Annotated in this window: 20 protein-coding genes; 11 read left to right on the top strand and 9 right to left on the bottom strand. The window is 34.0% G+C overall.

Annotated features, from left to right (window positions below):
• The first annotated feature begins 1 nt into the window (after position 1).
• Positions 2 to 463, top strand: a complete 462-nt coding sequence (gene yciA / locus ACSYSW_RS03305; protein WP_491704710.1) for an acyl-CoA thioester hydrolase YciA — start codon at positions 2 to 4, stop codon at positions 461 to 463.
• A complete protein-coding gene (gene cls / locus ACSYSW_RS03300; RefSeq protein ID WP_491704711.1) occupies positions 460 to 1,929 on the top strand; it encodes a cardiolipin synthase in 1,470 nt (489 codons plus the stop codon). Before yciA ends, cls begins: the two co-directional genes overlap by 4 nt.
• 128 nt (positions 1,930 to 2,057) lie before the next feature.
• Here the strand turns inward: cls and typA are convergent, their stop codons facing one another.
• Positions 2,058 to 3,884 carry a translational GTPase TypA gene (typA, locus tag ACSYSW_RS03295; RefSeq protein ID WP_491704712.1) on the bottom strand — a complete coding sequence of 609 codons (1,827 nt, stop codon included), beginning with the start codon at positions 3,882 to 3,884 and terminating at the stop codon, positions 2,058 to 2,060.
• Positions 3,885 to 4,128: 244 nt separating this feature from the next.
• Positions 4,129 to 4,677: a menaquinone-dependent protoporphyrinogen IX dehydrogenase gene (gene hemG, locus ACSYSW_RS03290; RefSeq protein WP_491706293.1), complete on the bottom strand. Its 549-nt coding sequence runs from the start codon at positions 4,675 to 4,677 to the stop codon at positions 4,129 to 4,131.
• 155 nt (positions 4,678 to 4,832) lie between these two features.
• On the opposite strand from hemG, the gene glmU reads away from it, so the two are divergent.
• The 8 genes from glmU to hemW all read left to right on the top strand — a co-directional run bounded on the left by glmU (position 4,833) and on the right by hemW (position 15,783).
• The gene (gene glmU / locus ACSYSW_RS03285; protein ID WP_491706321.1) at positions 4,833 to 6,206 is read left to right on the top strand and encodes a bifunctional UDP-N-acetylglucosamine diphosphorylase/glucosamine-1-phosphate N-acetyltransferase GlmU; all 1,374 of its coding nucleotides are present in this window, start codon (positions 4,833 to 4,835) and stop codon (positions 6,204 to 6,206) included.
• Between the two features lie 10 nt (positions 6,207 to 6,216).
• Positions 6,217 to 8,049, top strand: coding sequence for a glutamine--fructose-6-phosphate transaminase (isomerizing) (glmS, locus tag ACSYSW_RS03280; protein ID WP_491706292.1), 1,833 nt, complete (start codon positions 6,217 to 6,219; stop codon positions 8,047 to 8,049).
• Between the two features lie 228 nt (positions 8,050 to 8,277).
• The gene (locus ACSYSW_RS03275; protein ID WP_491706291.1) at positions 8,278 to 10,170 is read left to right on the top strand and encodes a PTS mannitol transporter subunit IICBA; all 1,893 of its coding nucleotides are present in this window, start codon (positions 8,278 to 8,280) and stop codon (positions 10,168 to 10,170) included.
• Between the two features lie 15 nt (positions 10,171 to 10,185).
• Entirely contained in the window at positions 10,186 to 11,349 is a 1,164-nt protein-coding gene (locus ACSYSW_RS03270; protein ID WP_491706290.1) for a mannitol-1-phosphate 5-dehydrogenase, read from the top strand.
• 381 nt (positions 11,350 to 11,730) lie between these two features.
• Positions 11,731 to 12,015, top strand: coding sequence for a 50S ribosomal protein L25 (gene rplY, locus ACSYSW_RS03265; RefSeq protein ID WP_491704718.1), 285 nt, complete (start codon positions 11,731 to 11,733; stop codon positions 12,013 to 12,015).
• A gap of 356 nt (positions 12,016 to 12,371) precedes the next feature.
• A complete protein-coding gene (gene zwf, locus ACSYSW_RS03260) occupies positions 12,372 to 13,832 on the top strand; it encodes a glucose-6-phosphate dehydrogenase (RefSeq protein ID WP_491706289.1) in 1,461 nt (486 codons plus the stop codon).
• Between the two features lie 11 nt (positions 13,833 to 13,843).
• Complete coding sequence (gene pgl, locus ACSYSW_RS03255) at positions 13,844 to 14,542, top strand: 6-phosphogluconolactonase (protein WP_491706288.1); 699 nt, start codon at positions 13,844 to 13,846, stop codon at positions 14,540 to 14,542.
• Positions 14,543 to 14,646: 104 nt separating this feature from the next.
• Positions 14,647 to 15,783 carry a radical SAM family heme chaperone HemW gene (hemW, locus tag ACSYSW_RS03250; protein WP_491704721.1) on the top strand — a complete coding sequence of 379 codons (1,137 nt, stop codon included), beginning with the start codon at positions 14,647 to 14,649 and terminating at the stop codon, positions 15,781 to 15,783.
• A gap of 231 nt (positions 15,784 to 16,014) precedes the next feature.
• On the opposite strand, the gene metB is transcribed toward hemW, so the two are convergent.
• On the bottom strand, positions 16,015 to 17,193 hold the full coding sequence (gene metB, locus ACSYSW_RS03245; RefSeq protein WP_491704722.1) for a cystathionine gamma-synthase: 1,179 nt from the start codon (positions 17,191 to 17,193) through the stop codon (positions 16,015 to 16,017).
• Positions 17,194 to 17,380: 187 nt separating this feature from the next.
• On the opposite strand from metB, the gene metJ reads away from it, so the two are divergent.
• Positions 17,381 to 17,701 (top strand): met regulon transcriptional regulator MetJ, encoded by a 321-nt coding sequence (gene metJ, locus ACSYSW_RS03240; protein ID WP_491706104.1) that lies wholly within the window; start codon positions 17,381 to 17,383, stop codon positions 17,699 to 17,701.
• Positions 17,702 to 17,839: 138 nt separating this feature from the next.
• Here metJ and rpmE read toward each other — a convergent pair whose 3' ends face one another.
• From rpmE to pth, 6 genes are all read right to left on the bottom strand, one after another.
• The gene (rpmE, locus tag ACSYSW_RS03235; RefSeq protein ID WP_491704723.1) at positions 17,840 to 18,055 is read right to left on the bottom strand and encodes a 50S ribosomal protein L31; all 216 of its coding nucleotides are present in this window, start codon (positions 18,053 to 18,055) and stop codon (positions 17,840 to 17,842) included.
• A 185-nt stretch (positions 18,056 to 18,240) separates the two neighbouring features.
• Positions 18,241 to 19,293 carry an outer membrane-stress sensor serine endopeptidase DegS gene (degS, locus tag ACSYSW_RS03230; RefSeq protein ID WP_491704724.1) on the bottom strand — a complete coding sequence of 351 codons (1,053 nt, stop codon included), beginning with the start codon at positions 19,291 to 19,293 and terminating at the stop codon, positions 18,241 to 18,243.
• 128 nt (positions 19,294 to 19,421) lie between these two features.
• Positions 19,422 to 20,777 carry a Do family serine endopeptidase gene (locus ACSYSW_RS03225; protein WP_491706105.1) on the bottom strand — a complete coding sequence of 452 codons (1,356 nt, stop codon included), beginning with the start codon at positions 20,775 to 20,777 and terminating at the stop codon, positions 19,422 to 19,424.
• A 73-nt stretch (positions 20,778 to 20,850) separates the two neighbouring features.
• On the bottom strand, positions 20,851 to 21,255 hold the full coding sequence (locus ACSYSW_RS03220) for a Z-ring associated ZapG family protein (protein WP_491704725.1): 405 nt from the start codon (positions 21,253 to 21,255) through the stop codon (positions 20,851 to 20,853).
• Between the two features lie 144 nt (positions 21,256 to 21,399).
• Positions 21,400 to 21,861, bottom strand: coding sequence for a DUF721 domain-containing protein (locus ACSYSW_RS03215; RefSeq protein WP_491704726.1), 462 nt, complete (start codon positions 21,859 to 21,861; stop codon positions 21,400 to 21,402).
• 130 nt (positions 21,862 to 21,991) lie between these two features.
• Positions 21,992 to 22,576 (bottom strand): aminoacyl-tRNA hydrolase, encoded by a 585-nt coding sequence (pth, locus tag ACSYSW_RS03210; protein WP_491704727.1) that lies wholly within the window; start codon positions 22,574 to 22,576, stop codon positions 21,992 to 21,994.
• Positions 22,577 to 22,600 lie beyond the last annotated feature (24 nt).

The following is a 22,600-nucleotide window of genomic DNA, read 5'->3' as shown; positions in this document are numbered from 1 at the left end:
CATGCAGCAAAACACATCTAAACCAATTGGTGATTTAGTCCTTCGAACCCTTGCAATGCCAAGTGATACCAATCCTCACGGTCATATTTTTGGTGGTTGGATTATGTCACAAATGGACTTGGCAGGTGGCATTTTAGCTAAAGAAATCGCACGTCGACGTATTGTCACTGTGAATGCAAGTAGCATTACCTTTCACTCACCTGCAATGGTTGGTGACGTTGTTTGTTGCTATGCACGCTGTTTAAAAACTGGCACAACATCTATCACAATTGCGATTGAAGTTTGGATTAAAAAATTAAATGAAAATACTTCTGAATATCAACGTTCACGTATTACTGATGCCATATTTACTTATGTTTCCGTTGATAGGCATAACATCCCTAAAGCAATTCCAGAAGCTTATCAACAATTTGATTGTGAAAAAGATGATATCAGTAAATTACAACTTAGTGAGATAAAATGACAAACTGGTTACATTCCTTTCATACCCTAATAAGTTCATTAATTCTTTTAGCTTACTGGCTGTTAATTGTTTCAACTTCATTGCGAATAATATTTAAACGCAAAGCAACCACATATGTCGTTGCATGGATGCTAATTATCTATATTTTACCTATTGTTGGCGTTATTCTCTATTTTACTATTGGAGAAATCCATCTTGGTCAAAAACGGATAAAACGTGTTAAACAAATGCGACCTTTAATAGCGCAATTTATCAAAAATCTAAATAAATTTCCTGCTATTTTTAGTAATCGCACAAGCGATATTAGTAAATCAGTTTTCCAACTGTGTAAGCATGAAACCGGTTTAGAAGGTATCAAAGGTAATAAAGTAGAATTGATAAGTAATACCGATAAAATTTTTGATCGGTTGATTGAAGATATCAATCAAGCAAAATCAAATATCGAAATGGTATTTTATATCTGGTCTGAAGGCGGTCGAGCAGATGATGTTGAAATAGCATTAATTAATGCCGCTAAACGAGGCGTGATTTGCCGATTGATGCTAGATTCTGCTGGAAGTCGACATTTTTTTAAAAGTCATGCCTTTAAACGCTTAGAAAACGCCGGTATTATTGTTGTCGAAGCATTAAAAGTTAACCTATTCCGATTTATGTTTCGTCGATTGGATTTAAGACAACATAGAAAGATTGCCATCATTGATAATCACATTTCATACACGGGAAGTATGAATATTGTCGATCCCCGTTTTTTTAAACAAAATAAACATGTTGGCGAATGGGTCGATATTTTCATTAGAATGGAAGGTCCTATTACCACCTTAATGAGCGTTATATATGCATGTGATTGGGAACTTGAAACAGACAAACATCTCGAATTACCGCAAATTACAAATTTTGTTGAATCAGATAAATCTGCTGAACATATTATGCAACTTATTCCTTCTGGTCCAGGCTATATGGAAAATTTATTTCATCAAAGCCTGTTGTCAGCAATCTATGCGGCACAACATCAAATTATTTTTACAACGCCTTATTTAGTACCAAGCGATGATATTTTACATGCTGTATGTACAGCAGCACAGCGTGGAGTTGAAGTCATCATTATTATGCCGCAAAAAAATGATTCGTTGATGGTTAAATGGGCAAGTCGGGCATTCTTTTCAGAGTTACTTGAGGGGGGTGTTAAACTCTATCAATTCGAACATAACTTATTACATACCAAAAGTGTACTTATTGATAATCAGCTAAGTTTAGTTGGCACTGTAAACCTTGATATGCGTAGCTTGTGGTTAAATTTTGAAATAACAGCGGTGATTGATGATAGCGAGTTTGCACGATCACTGAATGAATTACTATTAGATTATAAAGCCAATTCTAAAGAAATCGATATTGCAACCTGGCAAAAAAGACCTTTTTGGCAACATATTATTGAGCGTTTATTTTATTTCTTTGCCCCATTGCTCTAATTACAAACATACAAATTTATTTGAACATGATTTAAATCAAATTTTTTTATAACTAAAAAAACTGCCGACATAAATCAGCAGTTTTTAATGTTTAAAAATTAGTTTTTGTCGCTATTCTTTTAACGCGATTAATCTTTATTACCACTTCTAAATGCGCGTTTACGATCATTCTCAGTTAAATGGCGTTTACGTAAACGGATTGATTCAGGTGTTACTTCAACTAATTCATCATCATCAATAAATTCTAACGCTTGTTCAAGTGTCATTTTAATTGGTGGTGATAAGGTTGTTGCTTCATCAGTACCTGAAGCACGCATATTTGTTAGTTTTTTACCTGTTAAACAGTTAACGGTTAAGTCATTTGAGCGGGTATGAATACCAATAATTTGCCCTTCATAAACTTCTGCACCATGACCTAGGAATAATTTACCGCGATCTTGTAAGCTATAAAGTGCATAAGCCAATGCTTTACCGGTTCCGTTTGAAATCATTACACCGTTATTACGTTGACCAATTTCCCCTGGGCGAACATCATCGTAATGACTAAAAGTCGAGTAAAGAAGACCTGTGCCAGAAGTCATGGTCATAAATTCTGTTCTAAAACCAATTAAACCACGGCTAGGAATAACATAATCTAAACGTACACGACCTTTACTATCAGGTAACATATTAGTTAAATCACCTTTACGCAAACCTAATGCTTCCATCACTGAACCTTGATGTTGTTCTTCAATATCCAAGGTCACTTGTTCAAAAGGCTCTTGCTTTTTACCATCGATATCTTTATAGATAACTTTCGGACGCGAAACACCTAACTCGTAACCTTCACGACGCATGTTTTCGATTAATACTGATAAATGAAGTTCACCTCGACCGGAAACTTTAAATGCATCGGGATCTGGTGTTTCTTCTACCCGTAAAGCCACATTATGAACTAATTCTTTCTTTAATCTTTCTAAAATTTGGCGAGAAGTCACATATTTACCTTCTTTACCAGCAAATGGTGAGCTATTAACATTAAAGAACATAGTAACTGTAGGTTCATCAACAGTTAGAGGTGGTAAAGCTTCAACAGCATTAGTATCACAAATAGTATCAGAGATACCTAACTCCCCTAAACCTGTCACAGCAATAATATCACCTGCTTCTGCAACATCTGCCTCATAACGTTGTAAACCAAGATGACCTAATACTTGCCCTACTTTGCCATTACGTTTATTTCCTTGACTATCAATAATCGTAACTTGTTGATTTGGTTTAACGCGACCTCGTTTAATACGACCAATACCAATTACACCAACGTAATTGTTATAATCTAGTTGAGAGATTTGCATTTGGAATGGTCCATCAAGATCAACTTTAGGTGCCTCGACATGCTTAACAATCGCTTCAAATAATGGCGTCATATCACTTGCCATCTCTTGATGATCAAGTCCAGCAATACCCACTAAAGCAGAAGCATAAATAATTGGAAAATCAAGTTGTTCATCTGTTGCACCAAGATTAACAAATAAATCGAATACTTGGTCGACAACCCAATCAGGACGAGCACCAGGGCGGTCGACTTTATTAATAACAACAATGGGTTTTAAACCATGAGCAAACGCTTTTTGAGTTACAAAACGCGTTTGTGGCATAGGACCATCCATCGCATCAACGAGCAGTAAAACGGAATCAACCATTGACATAACACGCTCTACTTCACCACCAAAGTCAGCATGCCCGGGGGTATCAACGATATTAATGCGATAATCATTCCAATTGATAGCGGTATTTTTAGCTAAAATAGTAATACCACGTTCTTTTTCAAGAGCATTAGAATCCATTACACGCTCATTATCATCACCACGAACATTATCCAATGTACCTGACTGCTTTAATAACTTATCAACAAGGGTAGTTTTGCCATGGTCAACGTGCGCAATGATGGCAATATTTCTTAAATTTTCAATCACAATTAAATTTCCAAATTAAAGGAGGATCATATAGGCGCAATATTGTACACCTTTTTTCAAAAAAAGTTGATCTCTATCACTGAATTAATTCAAGTCTGTCTTCAAAATATCTTTGCTGTGCTTAGATAAGACAAAAAACGTTATTTTTTAATTAATAATAGGAGAAAATTTTCATCCTATTTAGACTTAACTAAAAAATGAGTACTTAGATTGTAGATTTATCCTATTTAGCACCATTTTAAAATCAAGGTTGATTTCTTAATGATGAATCTATGGCAAATTGATAAAATGTATGAGCAAATTGCTCCACTTTCTGCCAATCAGTATATTCAATTATGGCTTTGCTAGTATCCGTCTCTCCTTTACTAAGCCACATAATGAAACGAATCATATTTCTATCAAAAAAATTATATTGTGGATAATAAAGAGCACCAGCAAATACAGCTTTTAGTTTAGGTTGCCATTTGATTTTAGCGAGAAATTTGCGCGTATAAGCATTAGTTTCAGGCGTATTTTTATTTTCTTTGCGAGCAACAAGATTGATACCAAAAAATCCAGAAGGCATCGCATTTAAAGTCTGATAATTATCATCAATAAATTTTTTCATTAATTTACTATAAAAACCATAACGTATTGATGTACCTATTAAAATAGCATCATAATCTGTAAGATTAACTTGCGTATCGGTTAATAATTCGATACAATGGCAATCTGCATTTATTACCTCACTGATGCGATGCATAATTTTATAAGTCTGTTTCTCGTGAGTTGTATAAAGTAATAACACTTTCATAATATTGCTTCCTTAGCGTAAACCTTTTATCGATTAATTTTATTTTTTTTATCATAAAAATTAACACATGTTACGTGATTTAATCTTAAACTTTTATTATAGTAGTACTAATTTAATTATCAGTTTGTTTAATAAATTTGGATTTCTATATGGCAATTTCATCCCAAAATCTCTGTGCAGTTATTTTAGCCGCAGGGAAAGGCACAAGGATGTACTCAAGTTTACCTAAAGTATTGCATACCATTGGCAATAAGTCCATGTTACAACATGTCATAAGTACAGTCCAACAACTCAATATCAAACATATTGATATTGTCTATGGTCATGGCAAAGCGCAGTTAGAAGAAGCCTTAAAAAATCAAAATCTCAATTTAGTTTACCAAGAAGAACAACTTGGTACAGGGCATGCCGTTTTGCAAGCGATGCCAACAATTAATGATGATGAAAATGTACTTATTTTATATGGTGATACACCGTTAATTTCAGCAACAACCTTACGCCAATTATTAACTAATAAACCGACACATGGCATTGCGTTACTTACTGTAAAATTAGACGACCCAACCGGTTATGGACGTATTATTCGTGAACAAGGTAAAGTCGTTGCGATTGTCGAACAAAAAGATGCCTCACTTGATGAGCTGAAAATTAATGAAGTCAATACAGGCATTATGATTGTGAATGCAAAACTATTAAAAAATTGGTTATCACGATTAAATAATAACAATGCTCAACACGAATTTTATTTAACGGATATTATTGGATTTGCCCATCAAGATGGCTATGAAATTTTAACGACACAACCTGTTGATAATATTGAAGTTGAGGGTGTTAACAACCGTTTACAACTTGCTACCGTTGAAAGACATTATCAAAAACAGCAAGCCCAAAAATTATTATTAACTGGTGTCACTCTTCGTGATCCTGATCGCTTTGATTTAAGGGGGACATTAACATGTGGAAAAGATGTCACTATTGATACCAATGTTATTATTGAAGGTGAGGTACGTTTAGGGAATAACGTCACTATTGGCTCTGGATGTATTTTAAAAGATTGCCACATTGCTGATAACAGCGAAATAAGTCCTTATTCAATTATTGAACAATCTACTGTTGCCAAGCAATGCACGGTAGGACCCTTTGCAAGATTAAGACCTGGCTCAGAACTCGATGAAAATGCCCATGTGGGTAATTTTGTTGAACTGAAAAAAACATTTCTTGGCAAAAATTCTAAAGCCGGCCATTTAACTTATTTAGGTGATAGTGACGTTGGTAACCAAGTTAATATTGGTGCAGGAACAATTACCTGCAATTATGATGGTGCAAATAAATTTAAAACAATTATTGGTGATAATGTTTTTATTGGATCTGATAGCCAATTAATTGCTCCCATAACAATCGATAGTGGTGCCACCATTGCTGCTGGCACGACAGTCACAAAAAATGTCAATAAAGACGAGTTAGCTATAAGCCGCGTCAAACAAAAACAGATTACAGGTTGGCAACGACCTACGAAATTTAAAAAATGAGGTATGAATTATGTGTGGAATTGTTGGTGCCATTGCCAAACGCGATGTCGCAGAAATTTTATTAGAAGGTCTAAAACGACTTGAATATCGAGGTTACGATTCAGCAGGTCTTGCTATCATATCACCTGAAGGTGAACTCAATCGCACTCGTCGAGTAGGTAAAGTACAAGCGCTTAAAGATGCTGTTGAAGAAAACCCATTAAAAGGGACAACAGGTATTGCTCATACTCGCTGGGCAACTCATGGTGAGCCATCAGAACAAAATGCTCACCCACATGTTTCTGGTTTTATTGCCGTTGTTCATAATGGTATTATTGAAAACTTCGAACCTTTACGACAACAATTAATTGCTAAAGGATATCAATTCCGTTCAGAAACTGATACCGAAGTTATCGCACACCTTGTACATGACATTATTGCAACAGATAATTGCTCATTATTTGAAGCCGTTAAAAAGGCAATTCCACAATTACGTGGCGCTTATGGTACGGTAATTATGGATACCCGTAATCCAGGAATTTTAGTTGCTGCTCGTTCAGGTAGTCCTTTAGTAATTGGTTGCGGTGTAGGTGAAAACTTTATTGCGTCAGATCAATTAGCTTTATTACCTATCACGCGTCAATTTATCTTTTTAGAAGAAGGTGATATTGCATTAATTACTCATCGCACTGTTTCTATTATCGACAAAGATTTTAATGAAGTCAGCAGACCTTGTATTGAATCCGATGCAAAATATGATGCTGGAAGTAAAGCAGGTTATAGTCATTATATGCAAAAAGAAATCTACGAACAGCCTATAGCCATTAAAAATACTTTAGAAGGTCGTATGACACATGGCAAAGTAGATTTATCGGAACTTGGTGATAATGCTGAAGAAGTATTAAAACAAGTTGAACATATTCAAATTGTTGCCTGTGGAACAGCCTATAATGCAGGAATGGTTGCACGTTATTGGTTTGAAGCTTTAGCCGGAATTCCTTGTGATGTCGAAATTGCCTCTGAATTTCGTTATCGTAAACCAGCGCGACGTAAAAACAGCTTATTTATTACCTTATCACAATCAGGCGAAACTGCCGATACACTTGCCGCGCTTAGATTGGCAAAAGAAAATAATTATTTAACGACTTTAGCTATTTGTAATGTCGCAGCCTCAACGTTAGTTCGCGAAGCAGATCACGTTTTACTAACTAAAGCAGGTGTTGAAATTGGCGTTGCCTCAACAAAAGCTTTTACAACCCAATTAACAGCATTACTGTTATTAGTCGCAAAATTAGGTCAATATACTGATATGTCTGAATTGACTGAACAATCGATTATGCACGCATTACAAACGTTACCAAATCGTATTGAACAAGTCTTAATGACTGAGCCGCAAATTAAAAAATTAGCGAGAGAATTTGTTAATAAGCATCATGCATTATTTTTAGGTCGTGGTGATGAATATCCAATTGCAATGGAAGCTGCATTAAAATTAAAAGAAATTTCGTATATTCATGCCGAAGCTTATGCAGCAGGTGAATTAAAACACGGACCTTTAGCACTTATAGATTCAGATATGCCTGTTATTGTCATGGCACCGAATAATGAAATGTTAGAAAAATTAAAATCTAATATTGAAGAAGTTCGTGCAAGAGGCGGTCAGTTATACGTTTTTGCACCTGAAGATGCCGGTTTTACTAGTGACGATACTATGCATGTGATTAATCTGCCACATATCGAAGAAATTACAGCGCCTATCTATTACACAGTGCCAACGCAATTATTAGCGTATCACGTCGCCTTAATCAAAGGAACAGATGTAGATCAACCGCGTAATTTGGCTAAATCAGTAACAGTAGAATAATTTATTCGTTCTTCTTAATTTAATCGCTACTTAATTTAAGTAGCGATTTTTTTATCTCATCTCATCACCCTTCTCACTAAAATGTGATTTATCGCACAAAATTAACGTTAAGAATAATCAATATACTGTGATTTCAATCACATTTATGAATTATCTTTAATGATTATGAATAATAAATCCCTATACAATATAGGAATTATAATTAGATCAATCAATAAAGGAGTAATGATGAGCGATTTGAATATAAAATTAAAAGTACAAAACTTTGGACGTTTTTTAAGCAATATGGTAATGCCGAATATTGGTGCATTTATTGCTTGGGGCTTTATTACCGCTATTTTCTTATATAATGAAAATGATCCAAGTGCTGGTGGCTGGTTTCCAAACAAAGATATTGCAACAGCCTTTATCAATCCGATGATCACTTATTTACTCCCTTTATTAATTGGTTTTACAGGCGGTAAATTAGTATATGGTGATCGTGGTGGCGTTGTTGGGGCAATTAATACGATGGGAATGATAGTTGGTGCCTCAATTCCAATGTTTCTTGGTGCAATGATCGCAGGCCCTCTAGGCGGTTTATGTATTAAATTATTCGATAAATCGGTAGAAGGTAAAATAAAAAGCGGCTTTGAAATGTTAGTAAATAATTTTTCTGCTGGCATTATTGGCATGCTGTTAGCGCTTCTTTCTTATTTAATTATTGGTCCTTGTGTAATATTTGGGTCTGAAGCATTAGCCGCTGGTGTTGCATTCCTAATAAATCACAGTTTATTACCTTTAACGTCAATTATTATTGAACCCGCTAAGGTTTTATTTTTAAATAACGCCATTAATCATGGTGTCTTCACTCCAATTGGTGCTGATGATGCGGCTAAATTCGGTAAATCCATCGTATTTATGCTTGAAGCAAATCCTGGTCCTGGTTTGGGTTTATTATTAGCTTACATGTTCTTCGGTAAAGGTGCAGCTAAGGGCTCAGCAGGTGGTGCCGCTATTATTCATTTCTTTGGTGGGATCCATGAAATTTATTTTCCTTATGTATTAATGAATCCACGGTTAATAATTGCGCTTATTTTAAGTGGTATGACAGGTATTTTTACGTTAACTTTATTTGATGCCGGTTTAACAGCTCCCGCTTCACCAGGGTCAATTTTTGCAATTATGAGTATGGCGAAAGGCTCTTATTTAGGCATTACAGTATCAGTTATTGCGGCAACAATTGTCTCATTTTTATTATCAGCAATATTATTAAAAACAACTAAAGACAGTACTGTCAGTTTCGATGATGCTAAAGCCAATGTAACTGCAATGAAAAATCAAGCCAAAGGGATAAATAATACGGTTGATTATGCAAAAGTAAGAAAAATTATTGTCGCTTGTGATGCAGGTATGGGCTCAAGTGCGATGGGTGCAGGTGTTTTACGCAAAAAAGTGCTAGAAGCTAAATTAGATATTTTGGTGACCAATACTGCTATTAATAATATCCCACCAGATGCCGATATTGTTATTACTCATAAAGATCTCACTGAGCGAGCCAACCAATTTGCTCCTACTGCATATCATATATCATTAAGTAATTTTTTAGATAACCAAGTATATAATGAATTAGTCAGTAATTTAGTTGCCGCAAAAAAGACAGCGTCAAATAGGGAGCTTACTCAATTTAAAACATCTTCTGATACCAAATCACTCTTTAAATTAACAGAAGATAATATTTTCTTAGGATTAAATGCGAAAAATAAAGAAGAAGCTATCCGTTTTGTCGGACAAAAATTAGTTGATAATGGCTATGTCAAAACAGCTTATATTGAAGCGATGCTTGATCGCGAAACATTAACATCAACTTATTTAGGTGAAAACATAGCGGCACCTCATGGTACACTAGATGCCAAAGAAAATGTTATCAAAACTGGTATTGTATTTTGTCAATACCCTGCTGGTGTAAAATGGGGTGATGAGATCGATGATAAAGCAAAAATAGTTATCGGTATTGCCGCTCGTAATGATGAACATCTTGATGTTATTGCTAAATTAACGACAGCTTTAGATCAAGAAGGAATTATTCAAAAATTGACAACAACCAATCAAATTGACACTGTTCTCAATATACTTGGTTAAGGAAAAAGGTTTAATATGCAAGCATTACATTTTGGCGCCGGCAATATAGGGCGGGGGTTTATTGGTAAATTATTATCTGATGCAAAAATCCATGTCACTTTTGCCGATGTTAATCAACAAGTAATTGATGAAATTAAAAAACGTCATCAATTTCCCGTTAATGTCGTTGGTGAAATATCCACTACCGAGATTGTTAATAATGTTGACGCAGTTAATAGTACCTCAGATGAGGTTATTAAGCTTATCGCGAAAGTCGATTTACTGACAACCGCAGTTGGTCCTCAAATTCTTACACGAATAGCGCCAACAGTTGCTAAAGGACTCATTGAACGTCATCAGCAAGGTAATCAACAACCACTTAATATTATCGCCTGTGAAAATATGGTACGTGGAACAAGTTTCTTTAAACAAGAAATCATGAAAGATATCCCCGAATCTTTACATTCATGGATAAATAAACATATTGGATTTGTTGATTCGGCAGTTGACCGTATTGTACCACCTGCCATTTCAAAAAATGGTGATATTCTTGAAGTTACCGTTGAAACTTTCAGTGAATGGATTGTTGATAAAACACAATTTGTTGGTCCTATTTTGCAAATTGCCGGTATGGAGCCAGTTGATAATCTTATGGCATTTGTCGAACGTAAACTATTTACCCTAAATACGGGTCATGCCATTACCGCCTATTTAGGCTTTTATTACGGTATCGAAACTATTCGAAATGCCATTTTAGATGAACGTATTCGATATATTGTTCGTGGTGCAATGGAAGAAAGTGGACAAGTATTAATTAAGCGTTATGGTTTTGATGAGCAAAAACACAAAGCTTATATCGAGAAAATTCTAACACGGTTTGAAAATCCGCATTTACATGATGATACTGCTCGAGTGGGGCGTCAACCTATTCGTAAATTAGGTGTCAATGATCGTTTAGTGAAACCTTTATTGGGTACTTTTGAATATCATTTGGATCATGAGAACCTTATCAAAGGGATAGCCGCTGCATTAAATTATCGAAATGATAACGATGATCAAGCGATCCAATTAGCGAATTTAATTCATGAAAAAGGCATTAAATCTGCATTTTGTAACATCTCGGGTCTTGAAGAAACCTTGCCTGTTATTCAACAAATTGAACAATATTATAATCAAATGCAAACTCATCAATTTATTTAAAATTAATGCCTGCATTTATTTTAAAAGAAAGTGCAATTTTCGAACTTTTAAGCCAACAAACCGATATATGGTTTGTTGGCAATCTTATCGAATAAGTTGATGGATATAACGATCCATCAACTTATTCGTTCAATATTGATTTTAGCCATTTATCGATTTTTATTATGCATCGTTCATAAATCGCTTAATCCTAATTTTCAGTTACTTTATATCAACTTCGACTGTACTAATAAATCTTGCACAAACAAGTCATTTAATAAATATTCATTTGCCTTTATAAGCTGAAAGTTCTATAATTCCAACGCTTTTAAAGCACCTATTTATAGCCAATTACTGGGTCGCCTGTATTTGGTTTTTACTTATTACTAAGAGAATTGAAATATGTTTACAATTAAAGCAGAAACACGTAAAGAACATGGTAAGGGTGCGAGCCGCCGCCTTCGTTCAGCTGGCAAATTCCCAGCAATTATCTATGGTGGTGATGCACCTGCTGTTGCAGTTGTTCTTGATCACAACCAAGTATTTAATATGCAAGACAAACCAGAGTTCTACTCTGAAGTTTTAACTATTGAGGTTGACGGTAAACCTGTAAAAGCTAAAATTCAAGCAGTGCAACGCCATGCATTTAAACCAAAATTAGTTCATATGGATTTCATCCGCGCCTAATTTTGCAAAAGTTGTGTGAAACACAATATTTTATAATAAAAGGTCGCCATTTGGTGACCTTTTATTTTTTATAATAGTTTGAATAATGAGTTAATTGAAACCAATTTTAATAAACTGTGATTATATATTCTCATCAAAAATAATAAATAAAAGATCATTTATCTAATTGGCATTTTATTATAATCTCATTACAATTAATTAAGATAAAACCAATTAGGATAAAACGTTATAAATAGCGATTAATAAAATATATATAACTAATTGGATTTTTATATTGAGACACGTTATTTTTTAAATCAAAACTATCATAATAGTGCATAATAAAGTCAATTATTTATAATATGTAGGAGAATACCATGTTTGATGTTCCTGCCTGTGATTTGGTGATTTTTGGTGCCAAAGGAGATCTAACAAGACGAAAATTATTACCGTCACTTTATCAATTAGAAAAATATGGCAAATTGCCTGACGGCACAAAAATTTTAGGTGTTGGACGCGCTGATTGGGACAACACTGAATATCAGCAAGTTGCAAAAGAAGCACTAACAACATTTATGTCTGATCCTATTGATGAAAATATCTGGCAACGGTTTAAAAATCGTCTTGGTTTCCAAAAACTTGATGTTAATGATACCGCGGGTTTTGAAGGGCTCAAAAATCGTTTAAATCCAAATCAACCGGCTATTTTTTATTTCGCGATGCACCCAGGAACTTTTGGTATGATCTGTAAAGGTCTTGCCAGTGCTGGATTAAATAAACCTCAAAATCGTATTGTGATGGAAAAACCACTTGGAACCGATTTAAAATCCTCACAAGAAATTAATGATTCAGTTGCCGAATATTTTAGCGAATCTCAAGTTTATCGTATTGACCATTATCTAGGTAAAGAAACGGTACTTAACTTATTAGCGCTTCGTTTTGCTAATACTTTTTTTACATCGGTATGGGATAGAAATTCAATCGATCACGTTCAAATTACTATTGCTGAGCAAGTTGGTATTGAAGGACGCTGGGGATATTTTGATAAAGCAGGTCAAATGCGTGATATGGTACAAAATCACTTATTACAAATCTTAACTATGATTGCGATGTCCCCGCCTTCAAGTCTAGATGATGACAGCATCCGCAACGAAAAAATCGCTGTACTTAATGCCTTAAGACCTATTACGAATACTAATGTTCGGGAAAAAACAGTACGCGGTCAATATACATCTGGCTTTGTCAATGGGGTGAATGTGCCTGGTTATCTCGAAGAAGATGGCGCTAATAAAGAAAGTAATACCGAAACTTTTGTTGCTTTACGTGTTGATATTGATAATTGGCGATGGGCTGGCGTACCATTTTACTTACGCACCGGTAAACGTTTACCAAGTAAATGCTCGGAAGTTGTTGTTTATTTTAAAACACCACCATTAAATTTATTTAAAGAATCATACCCAGAACTACCACAAAATAAATTAACAATTCGTCTTCAACCTGACGAAGGGATCAGTATTGATATTTTAAATAAAGTCCCTGGGCTTGAAAGTAATCATAATTTACAAACCACACAACTTGATTTAAGTTTCAGTGAAACCTTTCATCAGCATATCGCCGATGCTTATGAACGCTTATTACTTGAAGTTATGCGTGGTAGACAAGCATTATTTGTTCATCGTGATGAAGTCGAAGCCGCTTGGAATTGGGTAGATTCGATTATAAATGCATGGGAAAACGATAAAGAATCAGCAAAACCTTACCAAGCTGGAACATGGGGACCTGTTGCATCAGTGGCTTTAATAACAAAAGATGGCCGTTCGTGGAATGAATTTGAATAGAGGATATTAATATGTTTACCCTAAATGAATATGATAATAGCGAAGCCTTAAATGAAAATCTCGCGCAAACTATTGCTAAAGATTTAGAGGCGGCAATTAAAACAAAAGGGACTGCATCTCTTGCCGTATCAGGAGGCAAAACGCCAATTCCTTTATTTAAATTATTAAGTCAACAAGATTTACCATGGGAACACGTGTTTATTACATTAGTGGATGATAGGTGGGTTGATGTTGATAATGATGCCAGTAATGAAAAACTTGTTCTCACCTATTTATTACAAAATAACGCAAAAAAAGCTCAATTTATTGGTCTTAAAAATAGCTGTGATAATCCTTTCGATGGCGCAGTAAAGACACAAGAAAAATTAACACAAATACCAATGCCTTTTGATGTTCTTATCTTAGGAATGGGTGAAGATGGGCATACAGCATCGTTATTTCCTGGAGCCGAAAATTTAGCTTTAGGTTTAGATATGCATTCTGGTAAAACAGTCATAGGCATGACGCCGCTCACCGCACCATTAGATCGCATTACTTTAACTTTACCCGTGATTTTAAATAGCCAACATATTTATCTTCATTTAGTTGGCGAAGGGAAAAAAACAGTATTAGCCAAAGCTAAACAAGGTACAGATAAAAATGAAATGCCTATTCGTGCTATTTTACAACAAGATAAAGTTAACGTTGTTGGCTTTTGGGCAGCAGCTTAATTAAGAATTTGTTAGGGAATGATTTTCATTCCCTTTATTATTCTTAACATTAATTATAATGATATAACTCTCTATTATTGTTTATTCTTGCATTTGGAAATGCCATGTTATCTTCGACTATACCACTTAGTTTATATATCCATATGCCGTGGTGTATACAAAAATGTCCATATTGTGATTTTAATTCTCATACAATAAAAGAACAGCCCAATTATAGTGCCTATATTGAACATTTAATTCATGATCTTAAAGCAGATTTACCTTTTAGCCAAAATCGTGAAATTCAAACTATTTTTGTAGGAGGCGGAACACCCAGCCTTTTTTCAGCCGAATTAATTAATCATTTATTTGAACAAATTAGACTGTTAATTCCTGTCGCTAAAAACGCAGAAATAACGCTAGAGGCAAATCCAAATTCGGTCGACGTGGGTCATTTTAATGGTTATAAGCAAGCTGGTATTAACCGTATATCAATTGGAGTACAAAGTTTTCAAACTGAAAAACTTCTCAAATTAGGTCGAATACATAATGAGCAAGAAGCCATCGATGCCATAAAAATTGCACATCAAACAAATTTGAAAAGTTTTAATATAGATTTAATGCATGGTTTACCCAACCAAAACGTAAATGATGCGCTATACGATCTCAATACTGCAATGACTCTTAAACCCCCACATTTATCTTGGTATCAATTAACGATTGAACCTAATACCTTATTTGGTTCAAAACCACCCCAGTTGCCTGATGAAGATCATTTATGGGATATCTATGAGCAAGGCGATAAATTACTGCAAGATAATGGCTATATACAATATGAAACATCTGCTTATAGTCTTGAGGGATATCAGTGTCAACATAATCTTAATTATTGGCGTTTTGGTGATTATCTTGGTATTGGCTGTGGTGCTCATGGAAAATTAACACAAGCTGACGGGCGTATTATTAGAACGATTAAAACAAAGCATCCAAAAGGATATTTAGCCGGACGTTATTTAGAAAAAACGTATCAAGTAAATAAAGAAGATTTACCGTTTGAATATTTTATGAATAGATTTAGATTATTTGAATCAGTTCAAAAAACAGAATTTATGACAAGAACTTTTTTGCCTTTAAGCCATATAGAAAAACAGATGCAAATAGCAATTAATAAAGGTTACGTGACAGAAACTAAAAATACATGGCAAATAACACAGCGTGGCAAATTATTTTTGAACTCTTTGCTAGAAATTTTTCTCAATTAACAATTAAAACAATAAACTCCATTACGTATATTTAACGAAATAAATACGGACAATTTGGAAAATAATTATTGTTCTCTTACATACTTTCTGTCTGAAAAAGTGCATAATACTCGCACAATGTATTTGTTTCATTGTTTTTCTATTCCTTATTTTTGCCCAATAACCTGGTTATTGGGTCTTTTTTTGTCTTTAATTTATCCCATTTATAAGAATTAATGATATCAATATTAGTTAAATTTGCCCAAGCGCATATTCTAAATCAGCAATCAGATCATTAATATCTTCAAGTCCAACTGAAATACGTAATAATAGATCGGAAATTCCCGCTGTTTTACGAGCCTCTGCACTAATACCTGAATGTGTCATTGTCGCTGGGTGGCAAATTAAACTTTCAACCCCCCCTAATGATTGCGCTAGCGTGAAAATGGATAAAGCTTGTAAAAATTTAACTAAAGAGGTGTCCCCACCTTTTAATTCAAAACTAAGTAAAGAGCCAAATCCTTTTTGTTGCTTAACGGCAATATCATGCCCAGCATTACTGGTTAATGAGGGATGAAACACTTTATTAACTTTTGGATGATTAGTTAAAAAGTCGACTACTTTTAAAGCATTTTGTTGCTGTAATAGCACTCGAGCCGATAAAGTTCGTAAGCCACGTAATAATAAATAGCTATCAAATGAAGACGTTAACGTACCGATATTATTTGCCCACCATAAGACATCTTGCGCAAGTTTTGCATCTTTAAATACCAAAATGCCGGCTAATAAATCAGAATGTCCATTTAAAAATTTAGTGCATGAATGAGTAACGATATCAGCCCCTAATTCTAACGGTTTTTGTAAAATAGGCGTCATAAAGGTATTATCAACTAATACTTGCGCACCAACTTCATGTGCCTGGTTTGCGATAGATTTTATATCAATTACACGTAATAATGGGTTATTTGGCGTCTCAATTAGAACTAATTTCGGTTTTAAAGCTAACGCTTTTTGCAAGGCAATAGGATCTGACTCATCAACAAATTCGACTTTAAAATGCCCTCGTTCACTTAAACTTTTAAAAAGACGATAACTACCTCCATAACAATCATGAGGTGCAACAATAAGATCATTACTTGTTAATAAGGCAACACAAATTAAATGTATAGCTGACATACCGCAATTCGTTAAAATAGATTGCGCGCCACCTTCTAGTTGACTAATGGTTTCTTCAACCAGATGACGACTTGGATTGGCTTTGCGACCATAATCATATTGCCTTGGTTTAGCAAATTCTTGATAGCGAAAACACGTTGAAGGCGTTATAGCGGGTACGACACTGCCATATTGTTCGTCACTATTAATACCACCGCGTACCGCAATAGTGCTTTGGCTTATAGATTGAGGTTGATTATTAATTGAATTTGTCATTGTATACTTTCCTATACCGATCGGTTTAACGATTTAATTAATTGCTTTAATTATCAATCAAGCATAGCATAATTAAAGTAGCCGTCAATATGTCCGGAAGTCTAAAGATCTTGGTGTATAGATTGCAGCAAAATAAAAAAAAAGCTAAAATTATCCTTATTTGGTGTAATGATATATCGGTAGCGAAATTATGGAATGGAATGGTAATTATATAAGTCCCTATGCTGAACATGGCAAGAAAAGTGAACAAGTTAAGAAAATTACAGTTTCAATTCCTTTAAAAGTGTTAAAAATTTTAACGGATGAAAGAACTCGTCGCCAAGTCAATAATCTAAGACATGCGACAAATAGCGAATTACTCTGTGAAGCTTTTTTACATGCCTATACAGGTCAACCATTACCGGTTGATGATGATCTTTCTAAAGAACAAGAAGATGGTATTCCAAAGCAAGTTAAAGCAATTATGGAAAGCTTAGGGATCGATCCGAATTTAATTGATGATGAATAATATTTATTGCCAATGAATTGGCTAAGAGCCATATCATAAAAAAACATATAAAGATTATACTAAATAAATCTATACGTTTAATTAACTGATAAACAAAAGGCGCTTAAAAAGCGCCTTTTGTTTGAGTCATGATAAAAATTACTTTTTACCGCCAACCATAGCGAAACGTTGTTTGAATTTATCAACACGCCCACCTGTTGCAACATCACGTTGTTTACCAGTATAAAATGGGTGACATTCACCACATACGTCAAGATGAATATCATGACCTACTGTTGAGTGAGTTTTGATAACATTACCACATGAGCAAGTAGCAGTAATAGCAACATATTCTGGATGAATACCTTCTTTCATAATAAGCCTCAATTGATTGTTCGTATCGCTATATAAGTGGTCTAATAACAAAACTTATACACCATACGAGTGTTAAAAAACAGGATTTAAGGTGTGAGATTATACGCTCACGACTATTTATAATCAAGATATTATCATAGCCTTTCATTTAGCAAATCGTAATTGAAAATTTTATCGATTATTGGCTAGATAGGTAGCTGTTCAATCGTCACATTCAGATTAATTTTTTCACCATTACGTAGTACAGTAATAGGAATTACCGTACCTGGCGTTATTTCAGCAATTTGATCCATGGTTTCAACAATAGATTTTACGCGTTCATGATTAACTTCGATTAAAATATCATTTGTTAAAATACCCGCTTTTAAAGCAGGACCTTCAGTATTCGTGACTAGAACTCCTACTACCGATGGTAAATCACTTCGACTTTGCGAAGGGGTAAACTCAAATCCATCTATTCCTATATATCCGCGAATGATTTTCCCATTTTCTATCAATTTACCCATAATTTTTACAGCAAGCGAAGTGGGGATTGCAAATCCAATCCCTTCAGGAATATCATTGCCAACATTTTTAGAAAAAGTTAATGTATTAATCCCAATCAATTCACCATTAGTATTCACCAAAGCACCGCCAGAATTACCATGATTAATTGATGCATCCGTTTGAATAAAATTTTGCCGCCGATAAGGGCTTAAACCATCACGTCCAGTTGCACTAATAATACCTTGCGTTATTGTTTGACCAATATTGTAAGGATTACCTATCGCTAAAACGACATCACCAATTTGTGGCTCACGATTTGAATTAATAGGAATAATCGGAATATTAACCGCATCAATTTTTAATACAGCTAAATCAACTATCTTATCTAAACCCACCGATAAAGCTTCGTAAATTCGTCCATCTTGTAAAGCAACAATAATGCTGTCGGCGCCATCAACAACGTGGTAATTGGTTAAGATATATCCCTGTTTACTCATAATAACGCCTGAGCCGAGCGGCGTAATTGAATTATTTTCGTGATTTTTAATATTAGATTGCGATGAACGACTATAAATATTTACAACGGCCGGTGCAGCAAGTTTTACTGCATTCGCATAACTTAACGGTTTATCATTAAAAATAGAAGATAAAAAATTTAACTGATTATTATTTCGTAAAGAAGGAAAAACAATTAATAATACAATAGCAAGCAATACACCAATGAATATCGGGAATAATAATTTTTTAATCATTTAATATCAACGAGTAAAATCAAGTTATCAAAAAGTTTAACATAAGTTAAATAATGGGCAAGTTAAGAAAATATCTTATCTTCCGTTATTTTCAAAACATGAAAATAACGGAAATGAGAAATAAAAAATTAGCGAATAATTATGAAAATTTGTGTATCACCCCGTAAAATATTTAATGCAATCACTGAAGGATGGCTTTCGATAATTTTACGTAAGTCAGCAATATTTTCGACGCGGGTTTTATTAACACCTATGATAAGATCACCTTTCTTTAAAGCCATATAAGAAGCCGGTGAATTTTTTTCAATTGAATTAATTAAGACACCTTTTTTGCCTTTCACTTCACTATTTGTGAAAGATGCTCCATCTAATGCTGGATACAATGATTTAGCATCGGTACTTGTCTCATTAGCATTCGTTAATTTGACTTGAATAGATAAAGGTTTACCATCACGAATAATACCTAATTTAACCGTTCTATTCGCGCCAGTTGTTGCAATTTTAGTACGTAACTCTGCAAAACTATTAATAGGTTTATCATCCATTGAAATAATTATATCGCCGGCTTTGATACCTGCTTTTAATGCAGAGGAACCTTCGAACACTTCACTAACAAAAGCCCCTTTCTGAATGTCTAAATCAAAAGCTTTAGCAATATCTGAGGTTAACTCATTACCTTTAATACCTAAAACACCTCGTTTAACTTCACCAAATTCAATTAATTGTGACGTCAAGCTGTCGACCATATTACTTGGAATGGCAAAACCAATACCAACATTACCCCCATTAGGTGCAATAATAGCCGTATTAATACCAACTAACTCGCCTTTTAGATTAATTAAAGCTCCACCTGAATTACCGCGGTTAATTGCTGCATCAGTTTGAATGTAATTTTCAAAACCATTCGAATTTAGTCCATTTCTTGCTAAAGCAGATATAATCCCAGATGTAACTGTTTGACCAATGCCAAATGGATTACCAATCGCAATAACAAAATCACCGACACGAAGTTTATCTGAATCGGCTAGTGCAATAGCTGTTAAATTTTTAGCATTATCTATTTTCAAAAGTGCGATATCACTTTGTGAATCACGACCAATTAATTTAGCGGTATATTCATGTCCATCATTTAAGGCAACGGTAATTTTTGATGCATTATCAATAACATGATTGTTAGTAACTACGTAGCCTTTTTCAGCATTAATAATCACACCTGAACCTAAACCCGTAAAAGATCTTGACTGTTGATCAGGAAAACCGAAGAAAGGTCGAAACTCTTCAGGAATATTATTTTGGAACTGGGTCGTGCCTTCAACCGTAATACTAACAACCGAAGGTAAAACCTTATCAATCATCGGCGCAAGAGTTGCTCCATCGGAATCTGATTTTGTAAAAGGTAATACTGCATAGCTGGTTGGTAAAAAAGATAATTGTAATGTTAAACATAATGTACAAATTACAATTAACTTTTTCGAAAATTTAATTATCATATTATTCTTATTCCTCTAATTTTTCTATTAACTGTTTTATTATCAAAAAATCAAAACTGTAAAATAATTAAGATTTATGATCATCAGTTTTTAACAAACCAGAAGGATTGTCAGAATAATCTTTTGGTTGTTTTTCAAATGAAAATTTATCTGATTCATTTAATGTATTGCTTGATAAGTGATCTATTTTTTTTAGGTCATCACTATTTAGAAAATTACCCGTATTTTCTGCCATATGTTGATATAAACGACGAAAATCCTGAGCCATATTATCTAAAATTTCGGCACTATGCGAAAAGTGTTTAACAATCATTTGCTTTTGTTTTGAGAGTTCTTCTTGTGTTTGGGCTAATTGTTGTTTAATTCTTGCATATTTACGCGTTTTAGGACCAAGCACAGTCATAAACACTATTCCGACAATAAACCCTATAATTACACCAATAATAAGATATATTATGAGGTCTTTATCCATTTTCATCTCCTTACTTTATTAAAATTCATATTTACAAATTGTAAAATATTAACTATACAACACATTCATTTATTTAGATAACATTACACTTAATTTTCCGCAATTAAAATTATTGCATGACAAGATTTAATGATTTAACTTTGCCTATTTTGCATGGTTAGCCAGTTTTAGCAATTGCTTTTTTAGTTTATCAGGCGAATTTTCAGCTAATTTTGTAAGCAACTTACCACTTTCTAATGATAATCGAGAAGCGTTTTTATTATTTTCCTTTAAAGAATCATTAATATAAGCATTCAAAGGCAATAAATCAGGATTAATACGATATTGAATAGATGATAATGACGGAATATACAAACGACGCAGCTCAGAAAGCAAATAACTTTGTTCATATTTTAAATAATTTAACCAATTTGCTGAGCTTACTTCAAGCACTAGTACTCCTTCACGAAAATTAGCAACATGACAATGTTGATTTAAAGGAGCAGCTAATATTTTTTTAAGGATAACAGATAATTGATTTAACGAAGAAGATACCGTTTGAATTTGTGATAATGTCTGTGCATTTGTTAAAACAGTCGTTAATAAAACAGGCTCTTCATTACGCATTATAAAATTTCCTTGGCTAACATTTTGATTTAATAAATAAAAATTATATTAAGTCATTATTTACTAACAAAATTTATTAATAAAACCTAATAAAACGCATTTATCTTATTAAATGTATCGTGTAGTTCTATCAATCTTTGAACGCATGTAAACGGTTCATTGCAACATCAATTCCTTGCGATAATAAAATGTCGGTACATAAAATAGCTTCATTAATTACGTTATCAATCATTTCTTGTTCTTTTTGACTAGGTTTATTTAATACATAACCCACGACTTTGTTTTTATCTCCAGGATGCCCGATCCCTATCCGTAAACGGTAAAAATTCAAATTATTACCTAATTTATTGACAATGTCTTTTAATCCATTATGCCCACCATGGCTACCTGCAAATTTAAACTTTGCTAAACCGGGATTAAGATCTAATTCATCATGGACGACTAAAATTTCTTCAGGCTTAATTTGATAAAAAGATGCCAATGCCTGCACAGCTTTGCCACTTAAATTCATATAAGTAGTTGGAACAAGCACTTTAACTTCATGCCCATTAATTGATAGTTTCGCTGTTTTCCCAAAAAATTTAGCTTCATTTTTAAGAGACTGATGATAACGAGAACAAAGCTTTTCTACAAACCATTCGCCAGCATTATGCCTGGTTGCAAAATATTCGGTGCCTGGATTGGCAAGCCCAACAATAAGTTTAATCGTAGTCATGATAATTTTATACTTGCTGAATTT

Source organism: Gilliamella sp. ESL1225, from assembly GCF_058502635.1.
The sequence above is the reverse complement of the archived record's forward strand: the minus strand, read 5'-3'. Positions and strand labels throughout refer to the sequence as shown.